15 protein-coding genes are annotated in these 23,218 nt (G+C 68.1%); 6 read left to right on the forward strand and 9 right to left on the reverse strand.

Going from position 1 to position 23,218, the window contains the following annotated elements; all coding sequences use genetic code 11:
* Positions 1–152: 152 nt before the first annotated feature.
* On the forward strand, positions 153–848 hold the full coding sequence (locus GA0115240_RS20180; protein WP_093738203.1) for a DUF899 family protein: 696 nt from the start codon (positions 153–155) through the stop codon (positions 846–848).
* A gap of 239 nt (positions 849–1,087) precedes the next feature.
* Here the strand turns inward: GA0115240_RS20180 and GA0115240_RS20185 are convergent, their stop codons facing one another.
* On the reverse strand, positions 1,088–2,440 hold the full coding sequence (locus GA0115240_RS20185) for a HEAT repeat domain-containing protein (protein ID WP_161302325.1): 1,353 nt from the start codon (positions 2,438–2,440) through the stop codon (positions 1,088–1,090).
* A 442-nt stretch (positions 2,441–2,882) separates the two neighbouring features.
* Between GA0115240_RS20185 and GA0115240_RS20190 the strand changes: the two genes are divergently transcribed.
* Both GA0115240_RS20190 and GA0115240_RS20195 read left to right on the forward strand, forming a co-directional pair.
* Positions 2,883–3,458, forward strand: a complete 576-nt coding sequence (locus GA0115240_RS20190) for a hypothetical protein (protein WP_093738207.1) — start codon at positions 2,883–2,885, stop codon at positions 3,456–3,458.
* Between the two features lie 456 nt (positions 3,459–3,914).
* Positions 3,915–5,135: a S1 RNA-binding domain-containing protein gene (locus GA0115240_RS20195; protein ID WP_256069899.1), complete on the forward strand. Its 1,221-nt coding sequence runs from the start codon at positions 3,915–3,917 to the stop codon at positions 5,133–5,135.
* 375 nt (positions 5,136–5,510) lie between these two features.
* Here GA0115240_RS20195 and GA0115240_RS20200 read toward each other — a convergent pair whose 3' ends face one another.
* The 4 genes from GA0115240_RS20200 to GA0115240_RS20215 all read right to left on the reverse strand — a co-directional run bounded on the left by GA0115240_RS20200 (position 5,511) and on the right by GA0115240_RS20215 (position 8,914).
* The gene (locus tag GA0115240_RS20200; RefSeq protein ID WP_093738211.1) at positions 5,511–5,906 is read right to left on the reverse strand and encodes a hypothetical protein; all 396 of its coding nucleotides are present in this window, start codon (positions 5,904–5,906) and stop codon (positions 5,511–5,513) included.
* A complete protein-coding gene (locus GA0115240_RS20205; RefSeq protein WP_093738213.1) occupies positions 5,903–6,190 on the reverse strand; it encodes a hypothetical protein in 288 nt (95 codons plus the stop codon). The genes GA0115240_RS20200 and GA0115240_RS20205 overlap by 4 nt, the downstream gene beginning before the upstream one ends.
* Positions 6,191–6,328: 138 nt before the next feature.
* Complete coding sequence (locus GA0115240_RS20210) at positions 6,329–6,832, reverse strand: YfbM family protein (protein WP_093738215.1); 504 nt, start codon at positions 6,830–6,832, stop codon at positions 6,329–6,331.
* A 597-nt stretch (positions 6,833–7,429) separates the two neighbouring features.
* A complete protein-coding gene (locus GA0115240_RS20215) occupies positions 7,430–8,914 on the reverse strand; it encodes a gamma-glutamyltransferase (RefSeq protein WP_093738217.1) in 1,485 nt (494 codons plus the stop codon).
* Positions 8,915–9,343: 429 nt separating this feature from the next.
* Here GA0115240_RS20215 and GA0115240_RS20220 point away from each other — a divergent pair, with 429 nt between their 5' ends.
* Positions 9,344–10,093: a DUF6928 family protein gene (locus GA0115240_RS20220; protein WP_237555041.1), complete on the forward strand. Its 750-nt coding sequence runs from the start codon at positions 9,344–9,346 to the stop codon at positions 10,091–10,093.
* A 313-nt stretch (positions 10,094–10,406) separates the two neighbouring features.
* Here the strand turns inward: GA0115240_RS20220 and GA0115240_RS20225 are convergent, their stop codons facing one another.
* Genes GA0115240_RS20225 through GA0115240_RS20240 form a run of 4 tightly spaced genes read right to left on the reverse strand, consistent with a single transcriptional unit; the run spans position 10,407 to position 18,848 of the window.
* Positions 10,407–11,750 carry a TIGR02679 family protein gene (locus tag GA0115240_RS20225; protein ID WP_256069900.1) on the reverse strand — a complete coding sequence of 448 codons (1,344 nt, stop codon included), beginning with the start codon at positions 11,748–11,750 and terminating at the stop codon, positions 10,407–10,409.
* Positions 11,666–15,901 carry a TIGR02680 family protein gene (locus GA0115240_RS20230; RefSeq protein WP_093738221.1) on the reverse strand — a complete coding sequence of 1,412 codons (4,236 nt, stop codon included), beginning with the start codon at positions 15,899–15,901 and terminating at the stop codon, positions 11,666–11,668. The genes GA0115240_RS20225 and GA0115240_RS20230 overlap by 85 nt, the downstream gene beginning before the upstream one ends.
* A complete protein-coding gene (locus GA0115240_RS20235; protein ID WP_093738223.1) occupies positions 15,898–17,223 on the reverse strand; it encodes a TIGR02678 family protein in 1,326 nt (441 codons plus the stop codon). The genes GA0115240_RS20230 and GA0115240_RS20235 overlap by 4 nt, the downstream gene beginning before the upstream one ends.
* Entirely contained in the window at positions 17,220–18,848 is a 1,629-nt protein-coding gene (locus GA0115240_RS20240) for a TIGR02677 family protein (RefSeq protein ID WP_093738303.1), read from the reverse strand. The genes GA0115240_RS20235 and GA0115240_RS20240 overlap by 4 nt, the downstream gene beginning before the upstream one ends.
* A 275-nt stretch (positions 18,849–19,123) precedes the next feature.
* Here GA0115240_RS20240 and GA0115240_RS20245 point away from each other — a divergent pair, with 275 nt between their 5' ends.
* Both GA0115240_RS20245 and GA0115240_RS20250 read left to right on the forward strand, forming a co-directional pair.
* Entirely contained in the window at positions 19,124–19,543 is a 420-nt protein-coding gene (locus tag GA0115240_RS20245; RefSeq protein WP_176725119.1) for a hypothetical protein, read from the forward strand.
* Between the two features lie 143 nt (positions 19,544–19,686).
* Entirely contained in the window at positions 19,687–22,995 is a 3,309-nt protein-coding gene (locus tag GA0115240_RS20250; RefSeq protein WP_093738225.1) for a type ISP restriction/modification enzyme, read from the forward strand.
* Positions 22,996–23,218: the final 223 nt, after the last annotated feature.

The raw sequence follows: 23,218 nt of genomic DNA on the forward strand, positions 1-23,218 counted from the left end.
GGCCGCTCCGCCGCCGTGACTCGTCCCGATTCGCCGTGAAGGCTGGCGGCTGTCCATGCGGCACACGGCGACGCAGGGAAGCATGACCGATGAGTTGTGCCCGGACGGGGAGTCGGTACTTCCGTAAAGGCACCCGACCGTCCGGAGGCACCATGTCCAGCAGTAGCAACGCCTTGCCGCCCGTCGTCGACACGTCCACCTGGGAGAAGGAGCTGGCCGCTCTGCGCGTGCGGGAGAAGGCCGCCACCCGTGAGCTCGACGCCATCGCGGCCCAGCGCCGCCGGCTGCCGATGGTGGAGATGCCCGACTACGAGCTGGAGGGCGAGGAGGGCTCGGTCCGGCTCGCGGAGATCTTCGGCGATCACCCGCAGCTGATCGTCTACAGCCACATGTGGCACGAGGGCGCCGAGTGGCAGTGCGGGGGCTGCACCGGGTTCACCTCGCAGTTCACCCGGCTCGCGGGCCTGGAGAAGTTCGACGCCCGATTCGTGATCGTCACCCAGGGTCCGATCGACGAGGCGCTCGCCTACAAGCGCAAGGTGGGCAATGCGATGGCGTGGTACTCGACGGCAGACAGTCCGTTCGGCAGTGATGTCGGCGCCCCGCCGAAGGGTGGGTTCGCGGTCAACGTGTTCCTGCGCGACGGCGACACGGTCTACCGCACCTGGCACACCGACGGCCGCGGCACCGAGCAGCTGAGCTACCTGTTCGCACTGGTCGACCTTCTGCCGTATGGCCGCCAGGAGGAGTGGCAGGACTCCCCAGAAGGTTGGCCCCAGTCCCCGACCTACAGCCGATGGGCGTCGTCGCAAGAGATCGCGGCGGCGTACGGCGAGGGCGACATCTGAGGAGCAGGGGGGTTCGCGAGGGGGAGTCCTTGGACCAGGCCCAGGCGTCCTGGGACCGGGTCCCAGGACCGTCGGTATCGCCGCGGACCACCGCTGGGAGAAGCTGGACGACGGCCTGACCGGCAACCGGACCGGGCCGCGCAGGCTGCCCTGGGTGCACCTGCAAGCCCTGCGCGAGCTGATCCACCACTGCGGGCACGCCGTCAACCTGCGCGAACTAGAGGCGGCGCACCGACATCTCACCGCGGCTCAGCGGACGGTGTCTGCTGTTCGGCGGTCGCGGGACTTGGCCTGTCGAGGGCGTCGCGGGCCGCCCGGAACCGGTCCGCGGGCATGAGCCGGATCACGTCCCAGGTGCGGTGAACCTCCGGCTCGCTGTCCTCCACGCGGTTGATGAAGGCCCTGACGAGGGGGATGTCGGCGCGGGGGTCGTGACGAAGTCCGAGGCCGCGGGCACCCTCCACCACCACGTCCGGATCGGCGTCGTCCATCAGCCGGGCCAGCAACGTGCGGATGTCCGGCGTGTCGGCTCGGGTGTCGGACAGGGTGGCCGCGGCGTTCCTCCGCACACGTCGGTCCGGGTCCTCGGCGAGGGCGAGGACCGTGCGCAGCACCTCGTTGTCCCCGGGCGGGACCATCCCCCGTAGGGCGGCGGCGACTTGGGCGCGGACCTCCGGATCCGGATGACGGGCGCGCCGAAGGATCTCCGGGAAGGCGCCGGTGTCGTGGCGCAGCCCGAGCCCGCAGAGGATCTCGATCAGTACTCCCGGGTCGTCCTCCGCCGCCGCACGACGGCGCAGCAGATCGCCGGCCGCCTTCTCCAGTCGGACGGTCGTCTCGTCCTCCTCCTCCTTCCACAGGCCGTACGTCAGGAGGACCTCGGCGGCGAATCTGCGTCGCCCGGGATCGGGGGCCGCCGTCAGGTCCCGGGCGGCCAGGACGAACGTCTCGTCGTCCACGCGGTCGGCCACGGCCGATGCCGCGTAGAAACGGCAGACATGTCCGGGGTCGAAGGTCAGAGCCCGCTCGGCCAGCTCGGCGTATGGGACCCGAATGCCTTGGACCTCTTCCAGTTCGGTGAGGATCGCGGCGTGCCCGGTCTGCACGCTTGCCGCTGCCGTCCGGGTGGCGACGTGGACCACTTCGAACGATCCGATGCCCTCGTCCGGCGCGGGCCCGCGCGTGATCCGGGCGTCATCGCCGTTTGCCGCGCCCAGGCGTCTGAGCAGCTCTTCGCCAGGGTCGACGCCGAGCCATGCGCGGGCGAGATCCATCGCGTCCTGGCCGAGGTCGTCGCGGAGCGAGAAGTCCGGTGACCCGCCGCGTAGTTCATGCCACGCGCCGAGCACGCCGCCATCGGCCGCCAACATGACCGGCGTGCGACCGCCGGGACACCGCAGGTCGGTGTCGGCGCCGTGGCGGACCAGCAGCTCGCACATCGCGGTGTCGGCCCGCACGACGGCGAGCCCCAGGGCCGTGTACCCGGTCTCGTCCCGCGCGTCGGCCGGAGCCCCGGCTGCCAGGAGCTTCTCGGCTGCGTTTGTGTCACCGGCTCGTACGGCGGCGATCAATGCTGCGGCGTCGTTCGACATGCCGCCCATTGTGGCGACCTCCCGCCTCTGCCGAGCGGTGAGGATCCCATCCCGTCCCGGGTGCCGGGTCCCGGGTCCCGGGTGCCCGGCTGTGGTCCGCGTCCCCGCCTCTCGGCTGGGGCCCGGAGAGACCGACCAAGATCTTCTCCCAAAGCCGCCCCGGCACGCTGTGAGGGGCAGTCTCCCTTATCGGAAGACCGCCCCTCACCTGCAGTTTCACCAGTCGGGGTGACGGGATTTGAACCCACGGCCTGTTCGTCCCGAATTCTCGGCGGGGCGGTCGGTGAGGTCATCTACGCAGGTCAGCGGTGTTAATGGGGTCGTTGAGGACCGCTGTCGACCAGGCCGGTTGCTGTACTTCGCTGCTGTACGGCGACGGCGTGGGCTGCCCGGCTCAGCCAGGTAGGTGCGACCAACAGCCCGTCTGGGTAATCTCGTCCGGGTGTACGACGACTGGTTCGAGGAAGACGAACTGGACAGCCAACAGCGGGCGTTCGTTGACGTTGTGAGGGATTCCGCCCCCTCCTGGCCGCACTGCCCGCCCAGTTCCGCCTTCGTGCTCGTGTTCGGGCCGGATGAAGGCGATGAGGAGGACGTACATGTGGCCGGACAGGAGCCGCGGTGGGAGCCTCCGGCCGAACATGCAGAGTACCTCACGGCATTGCACGATGCCGTCACCCGGGGAGAGGTGGTTCTCACCCTGATAGCGGACCTGCTCGATCAGGAGAAAAACCTGATCTACGGGACGCTGGGCGCGACGGTCCTCGGTGACAGGCTCTTCTGCAGCGAACGGCACAGCCAGAACTACCAGACGCCCGAGCCGATCCGAGACATCGAGCCGCTCAGTGCCGCCGGGCCTCCCGAACAGCTCGGGCGGATCGCCGCGGACTGGTTCGGGGAGATCCTGCGCCGCCCCGTGATCGGCACCCTCGGCCTGGGCGGAGGCTCGTTCGTCCCTCCGGGCACCGCACTTCCTCCCGGACACCGCTGGGTCCGCAACGCCCCCAGCGCCCAATGACGAAGCCGCCATGGGGACTTCCGCCGATCCCGCTGGGAGCGCGGAGGTGACGCGGCGGTTCCCTGAGGCGGGCCCGGTGGGGACCAGTCCTGCGGCCCGCGGATCGTTGGTCAACGGCCGTCAGCATCGGTCGCCGACGTGCGGCCCGGGCGGCCCCCGGATGCCCCAATGCGAGGTCGGCGGCCACCTCGCCGGAGAGCGTTGCGAGATGGTCGGGCCGTGCCGACATGGGTTTGCCGCTCAGCATCACCTGGGGCCGGGGGCGGACTTTCGGGGCCGGCCGCAGCCCGTGCCATTCTTCCCGGCGGGCCCCCGCCGGTCCGTGATCCGCCCGACCTCTCCTGGCAGCGGGAGTGTGCTCGGGGCGGCAGCCCGAGCCAACAACTCGAGCCGACGTGGCCGGGGCTCAGGACCGTGGTGAAAGATGTGGTTGTGCAGCTCCCTTACGTCTACCGCGTGACCAAGTACGACCCCGCCGACCGTGACGAACGCGGCTATTACGTCGGTTCCGAGGACGTCTTCAGCGACCATGGTGAGGTCGAGGCTGCCTATCTTCAGGCGGTCGCGGCCTTCGCCGGGGACACTGGCATCGATCACCTGGCTGTACGGGAACCGCAGGTCCCGTCCTTCGCGCATTTCGGCGTCGAGCCTGCGGTGGACGGCTTTGGGTTGGACGGACTCTTCCCTGACGGCCTGGCCGGTTTCCACGACGGGGCACGGGTACCACTGCCCATCGGGCTGGAGTTGGTGCGGGCCATGCTGCGTGACAACGGCGCCTGGTGCCGGCTGGAGACGGAGACCACGTTCGCGGTACATGTGGGATGGGACCAGTATGTCTACGTCGGCAGCAGTCGGCCGTGCGAGGAGGCACTGTCCCGAACCCGCGCGCTGGGGCTGTTCCCGGAACGCCTGGACTCCTCTCCGTACGACATGGAGACCGATGGCGAAGTTGTCCAGCGGCCTGGCGACGACGAATTCTGGGCCGGTATGCGCTGGGCCGTCGCCATCGGCCGCGCCGGACTCCTGGAAGAGATCTACCTCGAAGGCGCTTCCCGATGGCACCGCCTCTCCCGCGACACCATCGACACGGTCCGTACCAGCGTTACTCCCCGTGCCCGGCTGGCCGTGTGGCCGGACCTGTCCTCCGACATCGAAGCGGTCCTCGGTGCTCTCCCTGTCGAGGGTCTCATCGAAGGTGTCTGGCAGGACGAGGACGGCCGGATCCACAGCGCTGTCGCCGACGAGGACGATCTCCCGGAGTTGGCCGCCCGCATATCCAGCGCCCGCGCCGCAGCGCTCCTGCCGGTGTACGCCGACGACCGTGCGCCCTTGTTCACCGCTGTCATGCCTGACGGGGACGGCGTTGTACGGGCTCGTTGGCAGACCGAGCCGACGCCGAGTGACCGCAACTGGGCCTTCCTCAAGACCCTTCACCGAGGTGAGATCGTCACCGGCACGGTGACCCGCATCGCCGGCTTCGGCGTCACCTTCGTGGTTATTGACGGCTTCGAAGCAACGATCAACATCCCCGAGCTGTCATGGCGGCACGTCGACCACCCGTCCGATGTCGTCTCGGTCGGTCAGGAGGTGAACGCCGAAATTCTCGACGTCGACCTCATCCGTGAGCGCGTATCACTGTCCCTCAAGGCCCTGCAGGAAGATCCGGAGCGCTGCTGACCGTTCAGGGAGGGAGACTCTGAGGGCATCCAGGTCGGTGAGGCTGTCCTGGTCAGGGTCCTGGAACCGGGACAACTCTGGTGCAGGGCCCGGTGAGTCTGGGGCCCTGACCCGTCGCTCCAGATTTGGTTCGGGCGGGATTTGAACCCACGGCTCCTTTGTCCCGAATGAGGCCCTGATCGTTCCCTGACCTGCGGGATTCGGGAAACCGCAGGTCAGGGGGTGGGTGAGGGTTGGTCTGGATGGGTCTCGGGGGGCGGGTTTTTCATGATCGTCTCCCAATTTTCTCCCAGAGCTCTGGGGTCTGACCTGCCCGTAGCGCTGCCCGCAGAGGTAGGGCCTGCGCGCCGCGACGGCGTACCTGAGCACCAGGCGTCAGAGCTTCACGACCACGACGCGGTCTCCGCAGAGCTTGCGCATGTCGTCCTCGTCCGAGGTGAAGATGGTGACCCGGCCGGGCTGCCGCAGAGCTACAGCGGCCAGGGCAGCGTCGATCGCGTACTTGTGGCCGTGCAGTCCGGCATCCTGGAGAAGGTCGATGGCGTCGTTGGCGATCTGTTCGGTCACCGGCTCCACCCGCCGCGACAGAGCCCAGCGCCAGGCCGGCCGATGGAGCTTCGCGTGGTAGGCCTCGATGAGGGTCATCGACGTCGTGACCACGGGGATGTCGGAGCGGTCGGCGTCCTTGAGGCGGGCACCCATGCGACGGTCTCCCCGTACCCACTGGGACAGGCCTTCGCTGTCGAGCAGGTAGACCTGTCCGTCGCTCACGCGGCCTCTCCGGGCGAATGGGCCGTCTTACGGGCTCGCTCCTCGCGTTCGGCGTGGGCTCGCTCGATGTCTCTGCGCTCCGCCTCCGCCTCCGCCAGTTCCTCCGCAGTGACGGGGCCGTATTCGGTCTCCCACCAGTCGACGGCCTCGTGCAGTCGTTCACGCTCGCGCTGGCGCTCGACGGCTTGTGTGACGTAGCGGCTGAAACCGCCGGGGCCGACCTCGGAGCGGATCTCCTCGGCGAGCTCCTCTGGCAAGGTCACGGTGTACTTCTTCGTTGCCATACCATCGACCATACCGCCGGTGTGGCTGCGACGCCAGCATGAACCGACGTGCCCTCGGGTGAAGGAAGTCCCTCGAGCCCCGAGGACTCCATGCCGCCCAGGGGGCCGTGTGTGCCCAGGTGGGGGTCTCCGGCCGGTCTAGTCCAGCCAGATCATCATCGCGTCGCCGTCACGAGATGCGGCCTCGAAGAACGGCACGAGCGTTTGATAGTGGTGGATGACGTACTTCACCCACTGCTCGGCCTCGTCTTCCGCGATGCCCGGATACAGGTCGGCACGGGCGAGGTCTGCCGCGGTGACGTCCCGGCCGAGCACGTCGCTCGGTGTGCCGGCCAGCGCTGCGGCAGCGGCGCGGACCTGCTCGGGGGTGAGGTAGCGAGGCGGCCCGTACCCCCAGTCGTCGGCTCCTGGGATCCCCTCCTCGCCATGCACGATGTCGACGGGGAAGCCAATCCGCCGCAGCATCAAAGCAAGGGCGTCCCACGCCTTGCCGATGTCGAGGCAGCGGGGCTGGGAGGCGCCAGGCTCGTCCATCTCGGCATCGATCAGCTCCTCGATGAATTCCAGGGCCCAGCCTGGATCCGCGACCGCGCGTTCAAGTTCGGCCGGCGTCAGGCGGGCGTACTCACCGATCATGCTCATGGCCCGGATCGTAGAGGTTGGGACTGACACCGAGCCCTCGCTCAGCGGCTCGGCCTCTCCACGTCCCGCTGCGGCCGACACCGGGTCTGCAGAGTGCCGGGCCCTGCAGAACTCGTCGGACCCCGGCGTCGGGTCCACCTTTCTGCGACGCATCGGGAAGTCGTGCGGAATCGGAGGGTGGGCGGGATCTGCCCCTGGAAAGGGACCTTGGGTACTGGTCATCTGGCGCCGCCTCGACCTCGTCGTCGTCGCCAGGCAGCCGGCGCTCTCCTGGCGCCATCACCGGCTCACCGGGCTGGTCGGCCCCAGAGCACTCGCCGCCCAACGCAGCTTCGAGTCCGCAGCGACGGTGCCCCATGGCGCCCGTAATCGGCCCTTCGCATTGGCCGAGCAGCTCCTGTCCGACCTCGGGACAACGCAGGCGCAGCCGCCGGAGTGCGAGGGGCCAGGTGTCCCAACACCTTGAGGAGGAGTCGGCCGGATGCTCGCCGCGGACTGGTTCGGCGCCGCAGTGGGATCGGGCTGTGCGGCCACCTGACCTGCGAGTTGACCGGTGCTCCGCCCAATCAGCCCGAAGCGGGCGGTTCCAGCACCGGTTCAGCGGTCCTCGTAGGGAAGGTCCTCCTGGCGCACTGCGAGATAGGTTTCGGGTGTGGCCGATTCGAGCAGCCCGGGATGCTCCTCAAGGTCCAGCGTGGGCTCCTGCCCGCTGGGCAGCAGCTCTCGCCAGGTACGTTCGGCGCCTCGCTCGTAGGCGTTGCGAACGCGGGGTTCGATGCGGGTGCGGAGTTGCTCCTGCTGGTCGCGGAAAATGTGCCGTTCGCTGCGGCGGCGTTCCTCCTGGATGTACTCGTCGGCCGGTTCGTCAGCGACTCGCCGGTCTTCGGCGCGCAGGCCAGGAGTGCGTTCGGCGATAAGAGCGTCCTCTCGGTGGAGTTGGGCGCATGCAGCGAACAGCCGCCGGGACATGCCCAGACGCAACTCAGTGCCGGGGATGCGGTAGCTGAGGAAGTCGTCCAATCCCATGCTGCGGGAGAGGGCGCGGCGGCTGTCCTCGTCGTCGGTTCTGGCGCGTGCGGCCCGGCGTATCTCCTGGGTGGATGCGTCGTGCTCCAGTGGGGTGGTGAGGCCGCCGAACTGGGCGCGGCGGGTGGATCGGTCGGCACTCACACCCACGGCTCCCAGTCTCGGCGGAGGCGCGGAGCGCATGGCCAGATACATAAGCATCTGGGCGCGAGCGGCTCCCATGAGCGCGTCATCGCTGTCGCCGATGTGGTCCTCGGGCATTCCGGCCGGCTGTGAGCCGGTTCTGCGCTCTCCGCGCGCCGCGGAGGGCGGTTTGCCACCGTGCCGATCGTGATCGATGGTCAGGAAGAGGTCCCCTTGGCGTTGAACCGAGGCACCGCACAGGATCAGTCTGTGCTCGTAGGCGTGGAGGATCTTGCTGCCCTCCTTCAGTTGGTGCCAGCCCTCGTCCAGTGACTTCTTTCGGACGTTGCCTCCCTTGGCCTCGATCAGCCAGTAGGCATCCTCGCCGGCGTGCAGGCCCCACAGGTCCGGCAGGGTCCGAGCCGGGTCCTTGAAGAGATCGCGCAGGGCGGGATCGGGGTCGGGGCCGCCGTCCTCGATGTGCCAGGTCTGGCCCAGGCCCATGAGGTAACGGCAGGCCCACTCCGTCATCGTCATGCCCAGGCGGTAGCCCAGAGCACCCTTGGCGGTGCGCTCGGTCCCGTGCTCGTAGATCGCGTTGACGGTCAACCGGCGGCCCGCGTTGTCGGCGTGCTGGCCGGCGTAGGCGTGGATGCCGAGATACGCGTAGAGCGGGGCGACCCTGGCCACAAGTTCGCCCCGCGCCAGTTGCTCGGCCCGATGCAGCCAGGGTGTGACGTCGCGGCCCACTTCTGTGGCTGCCTTGACGATCTCCCGCCACGTTGTCGTAGGGAGATACCAGCCGTCCGACTCAGGGAACGTACCGGGCGACGACCAGGCGCCGTGGGCAGCCGTGCGCCACTGTCTGTACGGTCGTTTGGCCGGACCGTCGCGGAAGAGCACGGGGATGTCAACGCTGTCGGCATAGACCATCGGTGGGGCGTCTCTGACGTCACGGGGTATCACGCAACTACCTTGTCAGCGCGGCGCTTCCTGCGAGACGAGATCGCGAATCGGGCTGGCTCCCGCTTCCCACCCATGTGGCCCTTGCCATCCATCAGACCCTCCGAGCAGTCAGCGAGGGAGACAGGCAAACGACGTCAGTGACCGTCAATCTCCGAATGCCGTTGGTTCGGTATGAGGGCTGCGACGGCAGAGTGCACTGCCTCCGCTGCGCCGACGACGCTGGGGATAGCAGTGCCAGGTCGGTCACGCCGCCTCCTTGGAGATGCGATGCCAGGGCCAGGTCGTCGTGCGCATCGGATCGCCCGCGAGGCTTCGGTCATCGGAGGCCGTAGCCGTGTCAGAGCCTTCGGATAGCGTCCAGGGCGTTGGAACGATGCAGGGGAGTGGGGCGGCGTCATGGGTGCCAAGACAGGTCTGCTGATCTTTTCGGACGGGGAAGCGCCGCCCGCCCTGCGGGGTGCCCGCGTGGTTGACGGCGAGGCGACGGCCGAGCTGCTTCAGCGCCTCTACCCGGGCTGGGTGGTAGAGCCCGACGACGGCATGGCTCTGGGGGAGGCGACGTATCCGGCCGATGGGGTTTGCTACGCGGCCAGTTTCCCTGGCGTGGATGTCATCTGCGATCGGCGTCTGATGAGCCTCCGCCCGTCGGTCATGCCCGAGCACCTACTGGAAGCGAGCGGCGGGCGCCGAGTCTTCTTCCACGCGATGCACAGCGTCTCTGACGCCCTCACCTTCGCGGTCTGGGAGAACGGCGAGCTGGTGCGGTCGCTCAGCCTCTCGCCGGATGACGGGATCGTCGAGAACATCGGCGCCCCGTACGACTTCGAAGCCCCGTATTGGGCGGGAGAGCACCCCGTCGAGCCGGATCCGGACTGGGGTGACGGCCAGCCGGCGTATCCACTGGCTTTCCACCCCCTCGAACTGGGTGAGGAGGCGCTGCGGATGTTCGCCGGGTTCATCTTGGAGGGACGACGATCGCCTGCCGACGTGGACCCGGACGCGGTCCCTCTGAACGGCTACCGGGTCACCAACCCGAGCGGGCCCGACCCCCCCAGGGCCAGAGCGGAGATGCAAGAGCGAGTGGCCGCCATGCATCGACACCGGGTGCTGCGGGTCAACGCGGACGGCACCATCACCGCGGTGTAGCCGCCGTTCGACGGACCTCCGGGAAGCCAGCTGCCTCAGTTCGCGTGTCGCCGGCAAGCTGATATCGGCTTGGCGCACGTCTTACCCGGCATCGCCGACCGTGGCCTCGGAGCCACGGTTCTGTCCGGAGCAGCGATCAGGGGCTTGTTGGCGGGCGTATTCGAGGGCGCGACCGCCCGCTATGGGAAGGAATCCTTGCGCGTGACAGGCGACCGGGCGGGGATGGCCAAAGTTACCGCGCGTGCCGCTGCCTGACTGATGTCTCAAGGGCCGCTCTGGGGGCGTCCCCAACAGGTTCTGCTTGGTGCGGGCATTATCGTAGGTCGTCCACCAACAGATCGAGCGTGGCCTCCTCGTGGAGGGCGATGCTCAATGCTTCCATCGTCGGCGCGAGGTCGGCATCCCAGTCGGCATCGACGGGCTGTCCTGTCAGTGGGAGTTGCGGGACACCACGGGCCTGAGTGCGGGCGGCGAGTCGTTCGTAGTCCTCGGCGCTCATCCGCCATGGGCGAGCCCCGTAGCGCCGGATGATTCGGTTGGCCAACGCGATGCCGGGCCAGTCGAAGTCGCCGTGATAGGCGAAGCGGCAGTCCGTGGCGACGAGGGCGTCGAGGAGGGTGAGGACTGCGGTGGAGGCGCTGCCTGACGTGCAGACCAGCGGCTGCGTGCAGGCGGCGTCGGCCGCGGCCTCCAGCACGCGGGGATTTTCGCAGATGCGGACGAGCGTGCCAGGCGCCATGGTCAGGTCCAGGGTGTGCAGATCGCGCAGGGTGAGATGACTCTCGGAATGGTGGTCGGCCCGGTCTCGCAGGGCTCGTTCGCGCCAGTCGGCGCCGTCCGGGCGCAGGCCGTAGACGAGGACGGTGCTGGAGACCTCGTCCGGAGTGACGCCGGCCAGCCGCCACAGGGCGCGTCGTCCGGCGGCGTTCTCCGGGAGTTCCGCTCCATGGGCGAGTGCGATGCCCCGCTGGACGAGCCGGGCGAGCCACGTGCCGTCGTCCAGGCCGTGCGCCGACCCGGTCGCCTCCGTGGCGATCTCGCCCCGGCCGCGTGCGACGGATCCCGCTGGGCCGTGCAGCAGGACGAGGATCCCGGTGGCTTGGTGGAGGCTGCGTACCGCGTCGTCGAGGGACACGCCTCGGGGTACGCCCGAGCGTCGGAGCCCGTCGTACCACTGCGCCGCCCACGCCTCCTCGGCCAACGGGGATGCGTTGAGCGCGTCTGAGACCGACGACCACACCTGGTCACGTCGGGACAAGGCGTTGGCTCGAACCGCCCGGCGGTCGATGAGCGGCTGCCCGAGGGCTTGGACGGTGGCCACCAGCCCGGCCTCAGCAGCCGAAGTGCGCAGCCGTGCGTCCAACTCCTGCAGTCGCACGGTCACGCTCGTACCAGTGAGTGTCTTTCCCAGCAGTTGTGACACGGCGGTCCGTTCCTCCGCATCAAGGCCGGTCAGCCTCAGCGAGCCGGTTGCCCGGAGTCCGTTGGCTTCCAGACGCTTGCGCAGGCTCTCCCACAACCGCTGGAGGCCGGGGCGGCGGAGCCAATCCCGCGTCTCCGCCGGCAGCGTGCTCATACGGACACCAGCCGCCGGTTTCGGCCGTTCCAGGTGTAGTGGAGGGTGGCCACGCCGCGGACGTGGGGATCGCGCAGGCATTCGTAAATGTGCAGCGACGGCACCTCGGCCCAATTGCCCATCAGCCGTTCGCTCGTGAGCACGAAGTCGAGATCCAGATCGACCAGGATGTGGCCGAGCCGCCCATGGGTGGGTTCGTCGACCTTCGCGAAGGCGTCGTCCAGGAGGATCAACCGAGGAGCGTGCGGGGCAGATTCCCCGAGGGTGGTGAAGTGGGACGCGGCGGCGGCGAACAGGATGAGATAGGACAGCACACGTTGCTCGCCCTGGCTGAGTCCGGTACGACCGGTCAGGCGCCGCCTGCGCCCGGGGTGGGCGTCCTCGACGACGAAGGTGTGGAAGCGGAACCAGTCCCGGTAGTCGAGGGCGGTCCGCAGGTGTGCGGCGTAGCCGGCCGAGGGATCAGCCCGGCGGGCATCTTCGATCTGCCGTTGCAGTACCTCGCGGAGCTGCTCTGTCTGTTCGCGCGTCCGCAGTCCGGAGGGGCTTTTCAATAGCTCGACGGCTGCGCGCACATCGGCATCCACGTCCTCGTTCAGCTTCCACTGCAGTTCCACACCCAGGCCGTGGGAGGTTCGGACGGTCCGCAGCGTGTCGTTGAGGGCGGTGACCAGGTTGGCGGCGGCGATGACCTGCGTCGACAGATGGTCACCGAGTTCGCCGGTGAGGAAGCGCTGGAACACCTCGCTTTCGCGTTCGGTCAGCCGGCCGCGTGCCTCGGTGGCCTGGGCGGCGATACGTTCTCCGACCATGGCGACGTCATGCGAACCGTGGTCGTCCAGAAGCCGGCAGACCTTGATTCCGTTGTCTTCAACGAGCTGCGCGTCGTAACCACCGGCAAGGGCGTCGCGCAGCGTGGTGTGCCGTTTCATGAGCGTGTTGTCAGAGACGTCGCCGGCGGACCGGTCGAGTCGACTGTCAACGGCTTCGGACAACTCCCGCAGCAGCCTGATTCTGCTGCGGACGTCGTCCGCGGGCGCATCCGCGGTCCGGTCCGGAAGCGCTGCCCTGTCCAGCCCCGCTCCGCGCAGGACTTCCGGGCGGTCGACGGCCCTGCGCAACGTACTGCCGGCGCTGACGACCGCCGACTCCTGGAGCGTCAGTTCTTCGCGGAGATGCTTCTCCGCCTCCTCGGCGCGGACTCGCGCCTCCCGTGCGCTGTCCATCTCGCTTCTCGCATGCGGCAATTCACCGGCGGATGCCTCGATCAGTTCCTTCACGGCGTCCTCGCGCGCCAGGATCTCTTCCTCCCCGGAACCGATTGACTCCACCAACGTCGCCAATTGCTGGCGGGCAGGTCTGAGTTCGTCGAGCCGGGAGCGGTAATTCCCTTCGGATCCCAGACGGCCCTGGTGAGCTCTCTCGTATGCGTCCCGGGTCGACCCGCCGTTGTCGAGTGCGGAGCGGCTGCGATGGACGGCCTTCGCCAGACGTACCAGGCCGGTGTGGACGGCGGTGAGGGAGGCAGCGATACCGGCGAGGGTTTCAGAGTCGGTGGGAAGGTCGTGGGCGGTGGCGGCGGCTTCCGCCACATGACGAGCCGCTACGGCGGCGGTGCGCGCGTCAACCGCCGCCCTCGCGGCCGACGATGCTTTACCGGTCAGCTCCCTTACCGAGCTTTCTTTGCCGGTGCTCTCGGCCCAGGCGTGGGACAGGAGCCGAGAAGACGGGAACCGCCGCAGGGCGGCACTCAGGCCGTCCCGGCGGATATCAAGGTCAACCAGCTTTGCCCGCTCGTCGGTGAGCCGCCCCCCGACGTCCGCCAACTGCTCCTCAAGTTCGCCCAGCTTCCGGCGCCTTGTCTCGGCGCGAACGGCAGCGCCCACGAACTCGGCGGTCGGCTTGCTGCTCCGTCCTGTCAGCGCGCCAAGGCGCCAGCTGCCGTCGACGTACACAGTGCTGGGGCTGTCGGTGTCCGTTCCTGGTGCCAGGGCGATGGACGACAGAACATGGTGGACGCGTTCGGTTGAGACAACTGCGCCGGCCCTCTCCACCGGGCGTAGGGCCGCTGCCAGCGTCGGGCCTTCCGGCGCGGCCGAGCCAGGGTCGAGCAGGGTGTCGAGCGTGCGCGGATCGAGAACGCTGCCATCAGCACTTACCCACGCGTCCAGCAGTCCACTGGCTTGCAGCGCTGCTTCGAGGTGGGCCCGCTGTGTGTCGGACAGGCCGTCCGCGAAGTCCACCAACTGGTAGAAGGGCGCCCCGGTTCCGGCGGAGCGCGCGGCCGAGCGGGAGGAAGGCGCCGGGGGTTCCGGATCGGTCCGTCCCTCCCACTCCTGCCGCTGCCGCTGCAGTTCGGCAAATGCCGTCTGGAGTTCCCGAACCGAGAGGGCGACGTGGTCGCGCATTGCTGACAAATCCTGCTCGTGCGGATTGAGGACAAGGTGTGCGGCCTGCGCTGCCTCGGCGTCGACGTCGGCGGGGAGCGTCCTCTCCGCCAGCGGTGCGTCGAGCCCCGGCTCAAGGGCGGCGACTGCCAGGACCGGGGCCAGATCAGGACCGCCGGGGGCCAAGATCGCCGTCACGCGCTTCACCCAGTCCGAGACGCTCGCCCCGTAGGAGGTGCTCTCTTCCACCACGCGAGCTCGCGCGGTCTCAAGGAGAACCACAGCCTCCTCCAGGTCCAGCTCCAACCGCTCCCGCTCGGTGTCCGCGCCGACGGCCTCCGTGAGTGCCTTGCGAGCGAGACCGGAGAGGCGCTGGACTTCAGCGACGGCGCGCGAGCGGTTCTTGGCGACGCTCTGGCCGGCCTCCAACTGGCGGGCCCAGGATTCCAGCGCTTGCGCTGTCGCTGCGGTGTCAACGCTCACGACGTGATGGTGGCGCACGGTTTGCGGCACGTCGTCCGGGTCCGGCACCTCAATGTCGCATGGGCCGGCGAGTTCGGTCTGCTGCGCGATAACAGCATCACCGAGATGAGCCGTGGGCAGGCCGACTTTCTCGGCTTCCGATCGCAGGTCCCCGTGCTCTGCGGCCAGGCCGGCAAGGCGTTCTGCCAACTGCCCGAGGTCGCCGGACAGCCGCCCCGCCGCGCCTTGCTCGGCTTCGTGTGCGGTCAGCAGTGCCGAGTGGGCTGATACCGCTGCCTTGTGCAGTGCCTGGACTGTCGTGCGGCGTTCCGACAGCTCCTGCACGCCGCGGTAGCTGTCACTGACATGAAGGGCATTGAGTTCCGCACGGGCCGATTCGAGCGTCTCCGAGACAGCGGTGTGACGCTCGACTGCCTCCCCTTCGGCCTTCCGCCAGCGACTGACCTCCTTCGCGGCATCCCCGGCTTTCCTGCGTCCCTCGGTGAGCCGACCCAGTTCGTCACCCACGCCAACTGACGCCCTGCGCAGAACTCCGGTCAGATAGTGGTGGTAATCGACGAGGAAGTCGCGCAGTGCGCGGTCGGTCTTCTCCAGCCGACCCAGTTCACTGCGGACCGCGTCCAGGTCGTGCAGGTTCCGGGCCACCTTGTCCACGACCTCGTCGTCCAGACCGGGCAGGGTTTCGCTCAACAGGAGCGCGAGACCCCCGGATTCGATGCGATCGCCGACGGTGGGCCGACGCAGCCGGTGGAGGAGCTGGGTGACGTTGCGGAAGCGGGTGACGTCGGTGATGCCGAACAGCTCGCGGGCGACGCGAGCGCGGTGGTCCACGGCCCTTTCGGAGACGTTCGCTTCGCCGATCCTGTCCTTGAGTTTGTCCACGGACAAGGGGCGACCCGCTTCGACGAGTTGCAGGTCCTCGCCGACTCTGAGCGGGGTCACGAAGAAAGCCGGCACTGCCCTGTTGGTGGATTTGGACGCCCGGATCGCGGCGCCGAGAGTGAGGTACTGGTGCCCGCCTTCGTCCTCGGACGGCCGGCGGAACTCGACCCAGAGGTAGCCCAGCCGGTTGGTCTGCTCGAAGCCGTCCAGCATCAGCCAGACGAGCGTGGTGCGGCCGGTGCCTGTCGCGTCGAGCGCCCGGGAGTCCCCGTCGAGCAGATAGGGCAGCAGCATTTCCAGGGCCTTGGACTTGCCTGCCCCGTTCTTGCCGCGCAGCAGCAGGCGGCCGTCCCCGAAGGCGAACTCCTGCTCGTCGTACTGCCACACGTTGCGGATCCCTGCCCGGTGGAGCCGGAACCGGGTCGTGGCCGGTGCAGTGGCGCGCTGCAGCGGGATGGCGGTGGTGGTCTCGGCGATCATGAGGGCAGCTCCTGCGGTTCGCCGCTTTCACTGGCGGGTCGTCGGGCGGTGCGTACAGTGACCTGTGTGGCGTATCTGGCTGCGGCGGCCAGCAGGATCAATCGGCTGCCGGAGGCTCGAGCCTCGGCGACATCGGTGACGGTCCGCCCTTCGGGGGCTGCTCCGTCGTGGCCTTCGGGCAGCCCCGCGCCTTTGGACCGCAGAGGGCCGTCTCGGGCCACGAGGCGCATGCGAACGAGCAGGTCGATCGCCGCTTCTCTCAGGGCATCCGGATCATCTACGAGTTCACGCTTCCAGTTGCTCCGAGACCCGTAGGCGCTGACGAGTTCCGCGAGGATCGCGTCCACCAAGCCGTCCGGGACGGGCACCCCGATCACGAGGCGTCCGCCGGTGGCGGGGTGACCGGGATCGTCGGGCCGTAGTCGTTCCACCAAGCGCTCCAGCAGCAGGAGCGCGGCTTGTGCCAGCGTCCCGCTGCCGGGCAGGTGCAGGTCCGACAGTTCGTCCTCCGGATCGATCAGGGCGGCGCCCTCAGCTCGAATCTCCATTTCCAGGCCCAGAAGCTCGGAGAACGCCTGGGACTCGCGGCGCTGCCGGGTGCGGAGCCAGTCGCGTTCGGCGTCGGTCAGTTCGTCGAGGTAGAGGACCGGCGTCTCCACGAGCATCCGCCGTACATAGGTGCGCGGTCCGGCAAATCCCGGGTCGGCGGCCCGCCGCACGAGATCGGCGCCGTTCATGCTCTGCGAGAGGGGACCGGCGACCACTGCCCGAGCGATTTCCCGGTCCACCGAGATCAGTGCCTCACCGCTGTCGTCCTGCTCCACGGCCGCCACACTGCCCTCGGTCTCGGTGAGCACACCCCACTCGACCAGTTGCCGGAGCGCGGCGCTCAGCGTCCGCTTCTGGGTCACCCTGCCACCGGCTTCCCACTCCATACGGGCGTCGGCCGCTGCTGCCTTGATGTCGGCAACCAGCTGGGAGAGCAGTATCTGCTCGGGCGCCGTCACCAGCACGGACAGGGCGAGGGCCAGGCACGCATAGGTGCGTGGCGTGAAGGCGGCGCCGCTCGAACGCTCCAGGCGGCGACCTGAGCCGACGCCCAGGCCGGCTTTGAACAGGCGCGCGTGGGAGGTGTCGACCAGGAGGCGGTATCCGAGGACCTGCTGAAACCGCCCGGTGAGCCAGTCGGCATGCCGGCGGATGAGCGGGAAGAGTTCGGCATAGGGGCCGTCGGAAGTCACCAAAGGGCGGGCAAGGAGCAGGCGGCCCGCGGTGCGGCGCACCGCTGCAAGGGCGACGTCGTGGGCCGAAGGCAAGGTCACGACGCGCTCACCCTCGTCTCCTCGGCCGGGACCTGTTCCCCGATGCCTACCAGCGTGATCTCCAGGTCGTCCAGTGTCAGGTCGCCGTCTGTTGAATGCAGCACGGTGGCGGCGCCTTCCACCCGCCGGACCGTCAGACGGATCCCCAGCTCTACTTCCTCGCTGCAGGCGGCCTCCACGGTGAAGCCCGGACTGTGCTCCGGGTCACGACCCGCGGTGCGCCGAAGCTGCGCGTTCCCCAGAGCCGTGGCAAGCAGCTCCAGTAGCAGCGACAGGGCAGGGGACGTCAGCCGTATCTGGGTAAAGCGGCCGGACCCACTACGGAGCTCGTCCGCCGCGGCGCGTCTGGCTTCCGCCTCGGCCCGGGCCGTCCCCTGCAGCCGTCGCTTCTGGTCGGAGTGGTCCTCGACCACGCTTGCCCTGCCTCGCTGGGCACGGCTGCCCCGTTCACGGAGTGACACAGGTACTTCGACCACCGGACCTGTCCACCAACTGGTGTAGGCGGGAACGGCCGTATCCGTCACCGGCGGGATGCCCACATGGCGCGCGCTGTACAGACCGAAGGCGGCCACGGCGATGTCGTGGGCGTCCTCAGGAGTAGCTTCATCGAGCCACTGGGCGAGCCGCAGCAGGTCCTTCCGCCGCGACATCTCTCCCGATGCCGACCGCAGCATCCGCTTCGCGTTGGCCAGCAGCGACTGCAGCGCCCGCATCGTGGCGTCGCGCAGCTGATCGACCTGGCTGCCGCGGCCCTCCGTATCGGCGAACCAGCCACGCAGCCCTTCCCAGTCGGCAAGCTCGCGGCCGCGGCTGCGCTGCACTCTCGTGGCCAACTGCCCGTCCGCGCCCAGCGGACCGCCGGACAGGCCCCGGCTGTGAGAGTCGAGGAGGCTCAGCAAGCTCGGCAGCTGGGGCCACAGGGTGTTCAAGATCGATGCGATCCGGGGAGCCCGGAAGGACACGTCCTCCGTGATCGCCTCGACGTAGTCGAGAAGGAGTTCTTTGAAGCCCTGGTACTCGGCGCTGTCCAGGTCGTACCGCGCCAGGACCTGCCCCAGATAGGCGTAGAAGTCCCGGATGGAATCGGCGAACTCGGTGAACTGGACGAAGATCGTACTGACCCGCTCCAGCGCCTCCTGCGGCTCCGCCCCGCCCGGCTGGGCCACCAACTCGCCGAGCTCACGCAACCCGCGCTCGACCAGCGCCAGCAGCTCGCTGCTCACCTCACGAGCCGCGTCCGCTCCGGCGAGCACCTCGTCCGCGTCGCGCTGGATGCGCTCACCCAGCTTGGACAGTTGGTACCGGGACCGGGCGCGCTGGTACTCGCTGATGCTTGAGGCTTTCACCGTGTGCGTGCTGGGCAGCAGGTTCCCCCACTTCACCAGCTGGTTCAGCCGCGCAGACAGCGTGTCGGCGTCCCATCGCGCCGCCGGGCCGGCGGATCCCGCGAGCTTGTCCAGCACGTCGGGCACGGCCAGGTCCGCCAGCAGAGTCCCGCAGAAGACGCGCATGATCGCGATGTGCTCAAGCCGCTCCGGTGCACTGAGGTAGGCGTAGGCGGTTAGCCGCTGCCAGGATGCGTCGCGTTCGGCCTGCATCGAAGGCTCTTGTGCCGATTCCTCCATGGGGATGAGGCTACGCAGGACCACTGACAATGGCGGGGCTTTGACTGAAGGCCTATCACTAATCGAACATATGAACTATGAGTTCTTCCGCTTTTTCTACCTGGCCGAGAGCCACGCCTCCTTGGCTCGACACATCGATCCGGGCACTCGGGCGGCCCAAGTCCCTTTGCTCGTCTCCATGTGCGTCTCATGGAAACCTGAACGCTCCCCGGCACGTGGGAGGAAGCGACACGATTGCCCTGTCGCATTCACCCTTCGCTGAAATGGGAGACGCTATGACTGGGTACGGCCGGACTGACGAAGACTGGGAACTGCTGACCCGGGTCGGGCTGGAGTTCCTGAAGGAGCGGGCGCGGCTCGCCAGACTCACCTCGTACACCGAGCTCAATGTGAGTCTCGAGAGCAGAACCGGCTTGGCGCGGTTCGACTTCGAGCAGGCCAGTGAACGGGCGGCGCTGGGCCACCTGCTGGGCCTCATGGTCGAGGAGGACTATCCGACGTCAGGGTTGATGATCTCCGCCCTCGTCCAATACCTCGACGCCAACGACGCGGGCCCCGGTTTCTACATCCTGGCCCGCCAGCTCGGCTTGCTCGCTCCTAGTACCTCCAAGCAGGCACAGTGGGATTTTTGGTGGCAGCAGGTCAAGGCGTTGCATCAGCGCTATCAGGCCCCCTCGCGCCCGACTCCCGCCTGACGCGGTCTTCACGCCGTGCCGTTGTGACCTTACATTCAGTAATGGGCGTGTGCCGGGGATGAGCCGCGGCACCCTCGAAGGCAAGGTGCGGCCGACAGGTCCGTACGGATGCCTCCGGCCGTCTTTGCCCGTCAGGGGGCGGGATGGTGTCACGGGCGGGGCAGCGCGGCACGTACGAAGAGGCCGTTCTCGCTGCCGTTTCGGCTTTCGGTGGCGAAGTGACCCCGAAGTTGAAAGGCAGCGGTTGGAAGGAAGACCAACTACGTGGCCCGCTCGAAGGCTTGATCCGAGCTGCCGGCCGGAATCTGGGACTCGACCTCACGCTGATCGGTGAGGTGCCGCTCGTCGATCTGCGCGCGCGACTCGACTACGGGGTCTCGGTGGACGGCGCGCTGGTCGGGTACATCGAACTGAAGCGACCGGGCTACGGCGCAGATCCGACGACCTTCACCGGGGAGAACGCCGCACAGTGGCAGAAGCTGCGGTTGCTCCCCAACGTCCTCTACTGCGACGGCAACGAGTTCGCCCTGTACCGCAGCGGTCGGCTGGTCGGCGGGATCGCCCGGATGAAGGGTTCGATTCTCTCCGCCGGGGTCCGGCTGGCCCCGGTGGACGGGGCCTTGGCCCGAATCCTGCATGACTTCCTCTCCTGGCAGCCGCAGCCTCCCCGCAGTACCGCCCAGCTGGTCCGGTCGGTTGCGAAGCTCTGCCGGCTCCTCTGCGACGAGGTGACCGAGGCCATCGCGCTGGAGAAGGCAGGCCGACGGCGACGCGTCTTCCTCGAGATCGCCGAGGAGTGGCGCCGACTGCTCTTCCCAGAGACGACCGAGGAGGAGTTCATCGAGCAGTTCGGCCAGACCGTGGTGTTCGCGCTGCTGTTGGCCAGAGTCGAAGGCATCGCCTTCGAGGGCGAGTCGGTGCACGGCATCGCCCTGAAGCTCGGGAAAAGACACTCGCTGATGGGCAAGGCCCTCGACGTCCTCACCGAGGAGTCCGCGGCGGTCGGGTTGTCCACCACACTGGACACCCTCCTGCGGGTGATCGGAGCCGTCGACTGGGGCCGGCTCGACGACGGTTCAGGCGACTCGTACCTGCTTCTCTACGAGGACTTCCTCCAGATCTACGACCGGGATCTGCGCAAGCGGACCGGCTCGTACTACACGCCGCACGGCATCGTCGAGGCGATGGTCCGGCTGACCGAGGTCATCCTGGAGCGATCCTTCGGTATCGCCTCTGGCTTCGCGTCACCCGAAGTGGTCGTTGTCGACCCCGCCATGGGCACCGGCACCTTCCTGCTGTCCGTACTGAAGCGAGCAGCGGCCACGATCGCCGAGGACGAAGGCCCCGGGGCGCTCGGTCCCCAGCTGCGGCAGATGGTCGGACAACGACTCATCGGCTTCGAGCGGCAGATCGGCCCCTATGCCGTGGCCGACCTCCGCATGCACGCGCTTCTGAAGGACTACCGATCCGCGGCCCCCAAGGAGGGGCTGCGGCTCCTGGTGGCGGACACCCTCGACAATCCGAGGGCCGAGTTCAACTGGATTCCCCATACCTACAGGCCGCTCGCGGAGTCCCGTCGGCAGGCCAACAAAGTCAAGCGGGACGAGCGCGTCATGGTGGTCATCGGCAACCCACCGCACGACGCCGTCTCCCGAGGCGCCGGCAAGTGGATCGAAACCGGCGACCCCAACGTCGGGGAGCCGGCCCCCCTCGACGCTTTCCGCCTGGCCGGCAACGGAACCTATGAGTCGAAGATGACCAACCTGTACGTCTACTTCTGGCGCTGGGGCACCTGGAAGGTGTTCGACGCCCACGAAGATGCCCCGTTCGGCGTGGTCGCCTACCTCACACCCAAAGCGTGGCTGAAGGGGCGTGCCTTCGCCGGCATGCGCCGCTATCTCCGGCGGTCCGCAGACGAGGGCTGGATCATTGACCTGTCCCCGGAAGGACAGCGACCAGACAACGCGACCCGCCTCTTCCCGGATGTCGCGCAGGAGTTGTGCATCGCCGTCTTCGTACGTCGCCGGGACAGCCGAGGCAGTACTCCAGCCGCCGTGCACTACTTGCAAGTCCACGGGCACCGCGACGAGAAGACCCAGCGCCTGCTGACCGTTGCTCTGGATGATCCGCAATGGCGGGACTGCGCTGGCGGCCTCACGGACCCCTTCCTGCCCGAGGGCAGTGATCTGTGGGAGAGCTCACCGCAGCTCAAAGACCTGATGCCGTGGTCTTCCCGCGGTGTCACGCCGGGACGGGTCTGGGTGTACGCGCCCGACAAGGCGACGCTCCGCGAGAGATGGCGCCTCTTCCTCGGCGCCGACGGCGAAGAGCGCAGAGGACTGTTGGGCGAGGCTCGAGATCGTACGGTCGACACCCGCGTGGTGCCGCTACCGGGGACGACGGGATACGACACGACGCCGCTGAGGACGGAACAGAGGGAGCAACCCGAACCGGTCGAGGTGGGCTACCGCTCCTTCGACCGCCAGCTGATCATCCCGGACCACCGACTCATGGTGGTCGGCCGCCCGGACCTCTGGGCGGTACGGGGACCCGGCCAGATGTTTACCGTGGAGCAGAACGCTCACGCAGTGGTGAGCGGCCCGGCCTTGCTGTTCAGCGCTCTCATCCCGGACATGGACTACTTCAATGGGCGCAGCGGATGCGTCCGGCCGTTGTACCGCGACAGTCGGGGAGAGATGCCGAATGTCGCACCGGGCTTGCTCGACCTGCTCTCGCAGCGTTTGTCCATGGCGGTCATCCCGGAGGACTTCCTGGCCTACGTGGCGGCCGTAGCCTCTCATCCCGCCTACACGCTCCGTTTCCTCGACGATCTCAAGGACCCGGGCGTCCGTATCCCCCTCAGCGCCGAGGCCGACCTGTGGCGGGAAGCGATCCGCATCGGTCGCCGCATCCTGTGGCTGCACAGCTACGGCGAGAGGTACGCGGACCCTGCCCAGGGCCGGCGAGCCGAACGTCCCCGCCTCATCTCGAATCGTCCGCAATGCATCGACGAGATCCCGGACACCGTTGAAGGCATGCCCGAGGCGCTGCGCTACGACCCGGAGGCCGAGCAGCTTTGGGTAGGCTCTGGCTGCATCGCTCCGGTGCCTCGGTCGACGCGGGAGTACGAGGTCTCCGGCATGAATGTGCTCGATAAGTGGTTCGGTTACCGCCGGCGTAAGCCCGCAGGAAAGCGTCGCTTGGAACTGGACGGCGTAGTGGCCCAAAGCTGGTCCCCAGACTGGACCACCCAACTTCTCGAGCTCCTCAACGTCCTGGGCCTTCTCGTACAAGAAGAACCAGGCCAGAGGGAGCTGCTGGACGCCATCTGCGCAGGTCCACTCGTGCCGGTGGGGAAGTTGACGGAATTGGGCATCCTTCCTGTGTCCGCGAGTGAACGGCGCCCGATCAAAGTCCGGCCTCCAAACGAGGGCGATCTATCCCAGTTTTGACCCTTCGGCCGGATCCGAACTGGTAGGGCTGACGAACTTCGCCACCGCTCACGCATCGGTGTCTACTGAGAGAAGCGCTGGCCGTCCGCAAGCTGGTTCTCGGAGCTGGTCTGGTCAATGGACGCACTGGACCGGATTGCCTGCACCGCACGAGATGATTCAGAAAAACCTGTGTAGGCTGTCAACGGGTTCTGACCTGTAGGAATAGTTGCGGTCCGTGTAC

This window comes from Streptomyces sp. DvalAA-14, assembly GCF_900091855.1.
In the GTDB taxonomy this organism is placed as follows: Bacteria; Actinomycetota; Actinomycetes; order Streptomycetales; family Streptomycetaceae; genus Actinacidiphila.

Excerpts from the sequence above, each read along its gene's own strand:
- GA0115240_RS20180 (WP_093738203.1), top strand. The coding sequence starts at position 153 with ATGTCCAGCAGTAGCAACGCCTTGCCGCCCGTCGTCGACACGTCCACC.
- GA0115240_RS20185 (WP_161302325.1), bottom strand. The coding sequence starts at position 2,440 with ATGTCGAACGACGCCGCAGCATTGATCGCCGCCGTACGAGCCGGTGAC.
- GA0115240_RS20205 (WP_093738213.1), bottom strand. The coding sequence starts at position 6,190 with ATGGCAACGAAGAAGTACACCGTGACCTTGCCAGAGGAGCTCGCCGAG.
- GA0115240_RS20210 (WP_093738215.1), bottom strand. The coding sequence starts at position 6,832 with ATGAGCATGATCGGTGAGTACGCCCGCCTGACGCCGGCCGAACTTGAA.
- GA0115240_RS20215 (WP_093738217.1), bottom strand. The coding sequence starts at position 8,914 with ATGGTCTATGCCGACAGCGTTGACATCCCCGTGCTCTTCCGCGACGGT.
- GA0115240_RS20220 (WP_237555041.1), top strand. The coding sequence starts at position 9,344 with ATGGGTGCCAAGACAGGTCTGCTGATCTTTTCGGACGGGGAAGCGCCG.
- GA0115240_RS20225 (WP_256069900.1), bottom strand. The coding sequence starts at position 11,750 with ATGCCTGCGCGATCCCCACGTCCGCGGCGTGGCCACCCTCCACTACAC.
- GA0115240_RS20230 (WP_093738221.1), bottom strand. The coding sequence starts at position 15,901 with ATGATCGCCGAGACCACCACCGCCATCCCGCTGCAGCGCGCCACTGCA.
- GA0115240_RS20240 (WP_093738303.1), bottom strand. The coding sequence starts at position 18,848 with ATGGAGGAATCGGCACAAGAGCCTTCGATGCAGGCCGAACGCGACGCA.
- GA0115240_RS20245 (WP_176725119.1), top strand. The coding sequence starts at position 19,124 with ATGACTGGGTACGGCCGGACTGACGAAGACTGGGAACTGCTGACCCGG.
- GA0115240_RS20250 (WP_093738225.1), top strand. The coding sequence starts at position 19,687 with ATGGTGTCACGGGCGGGGCAGCGCGGCACGTACGAAGAGGCCGTTCTC.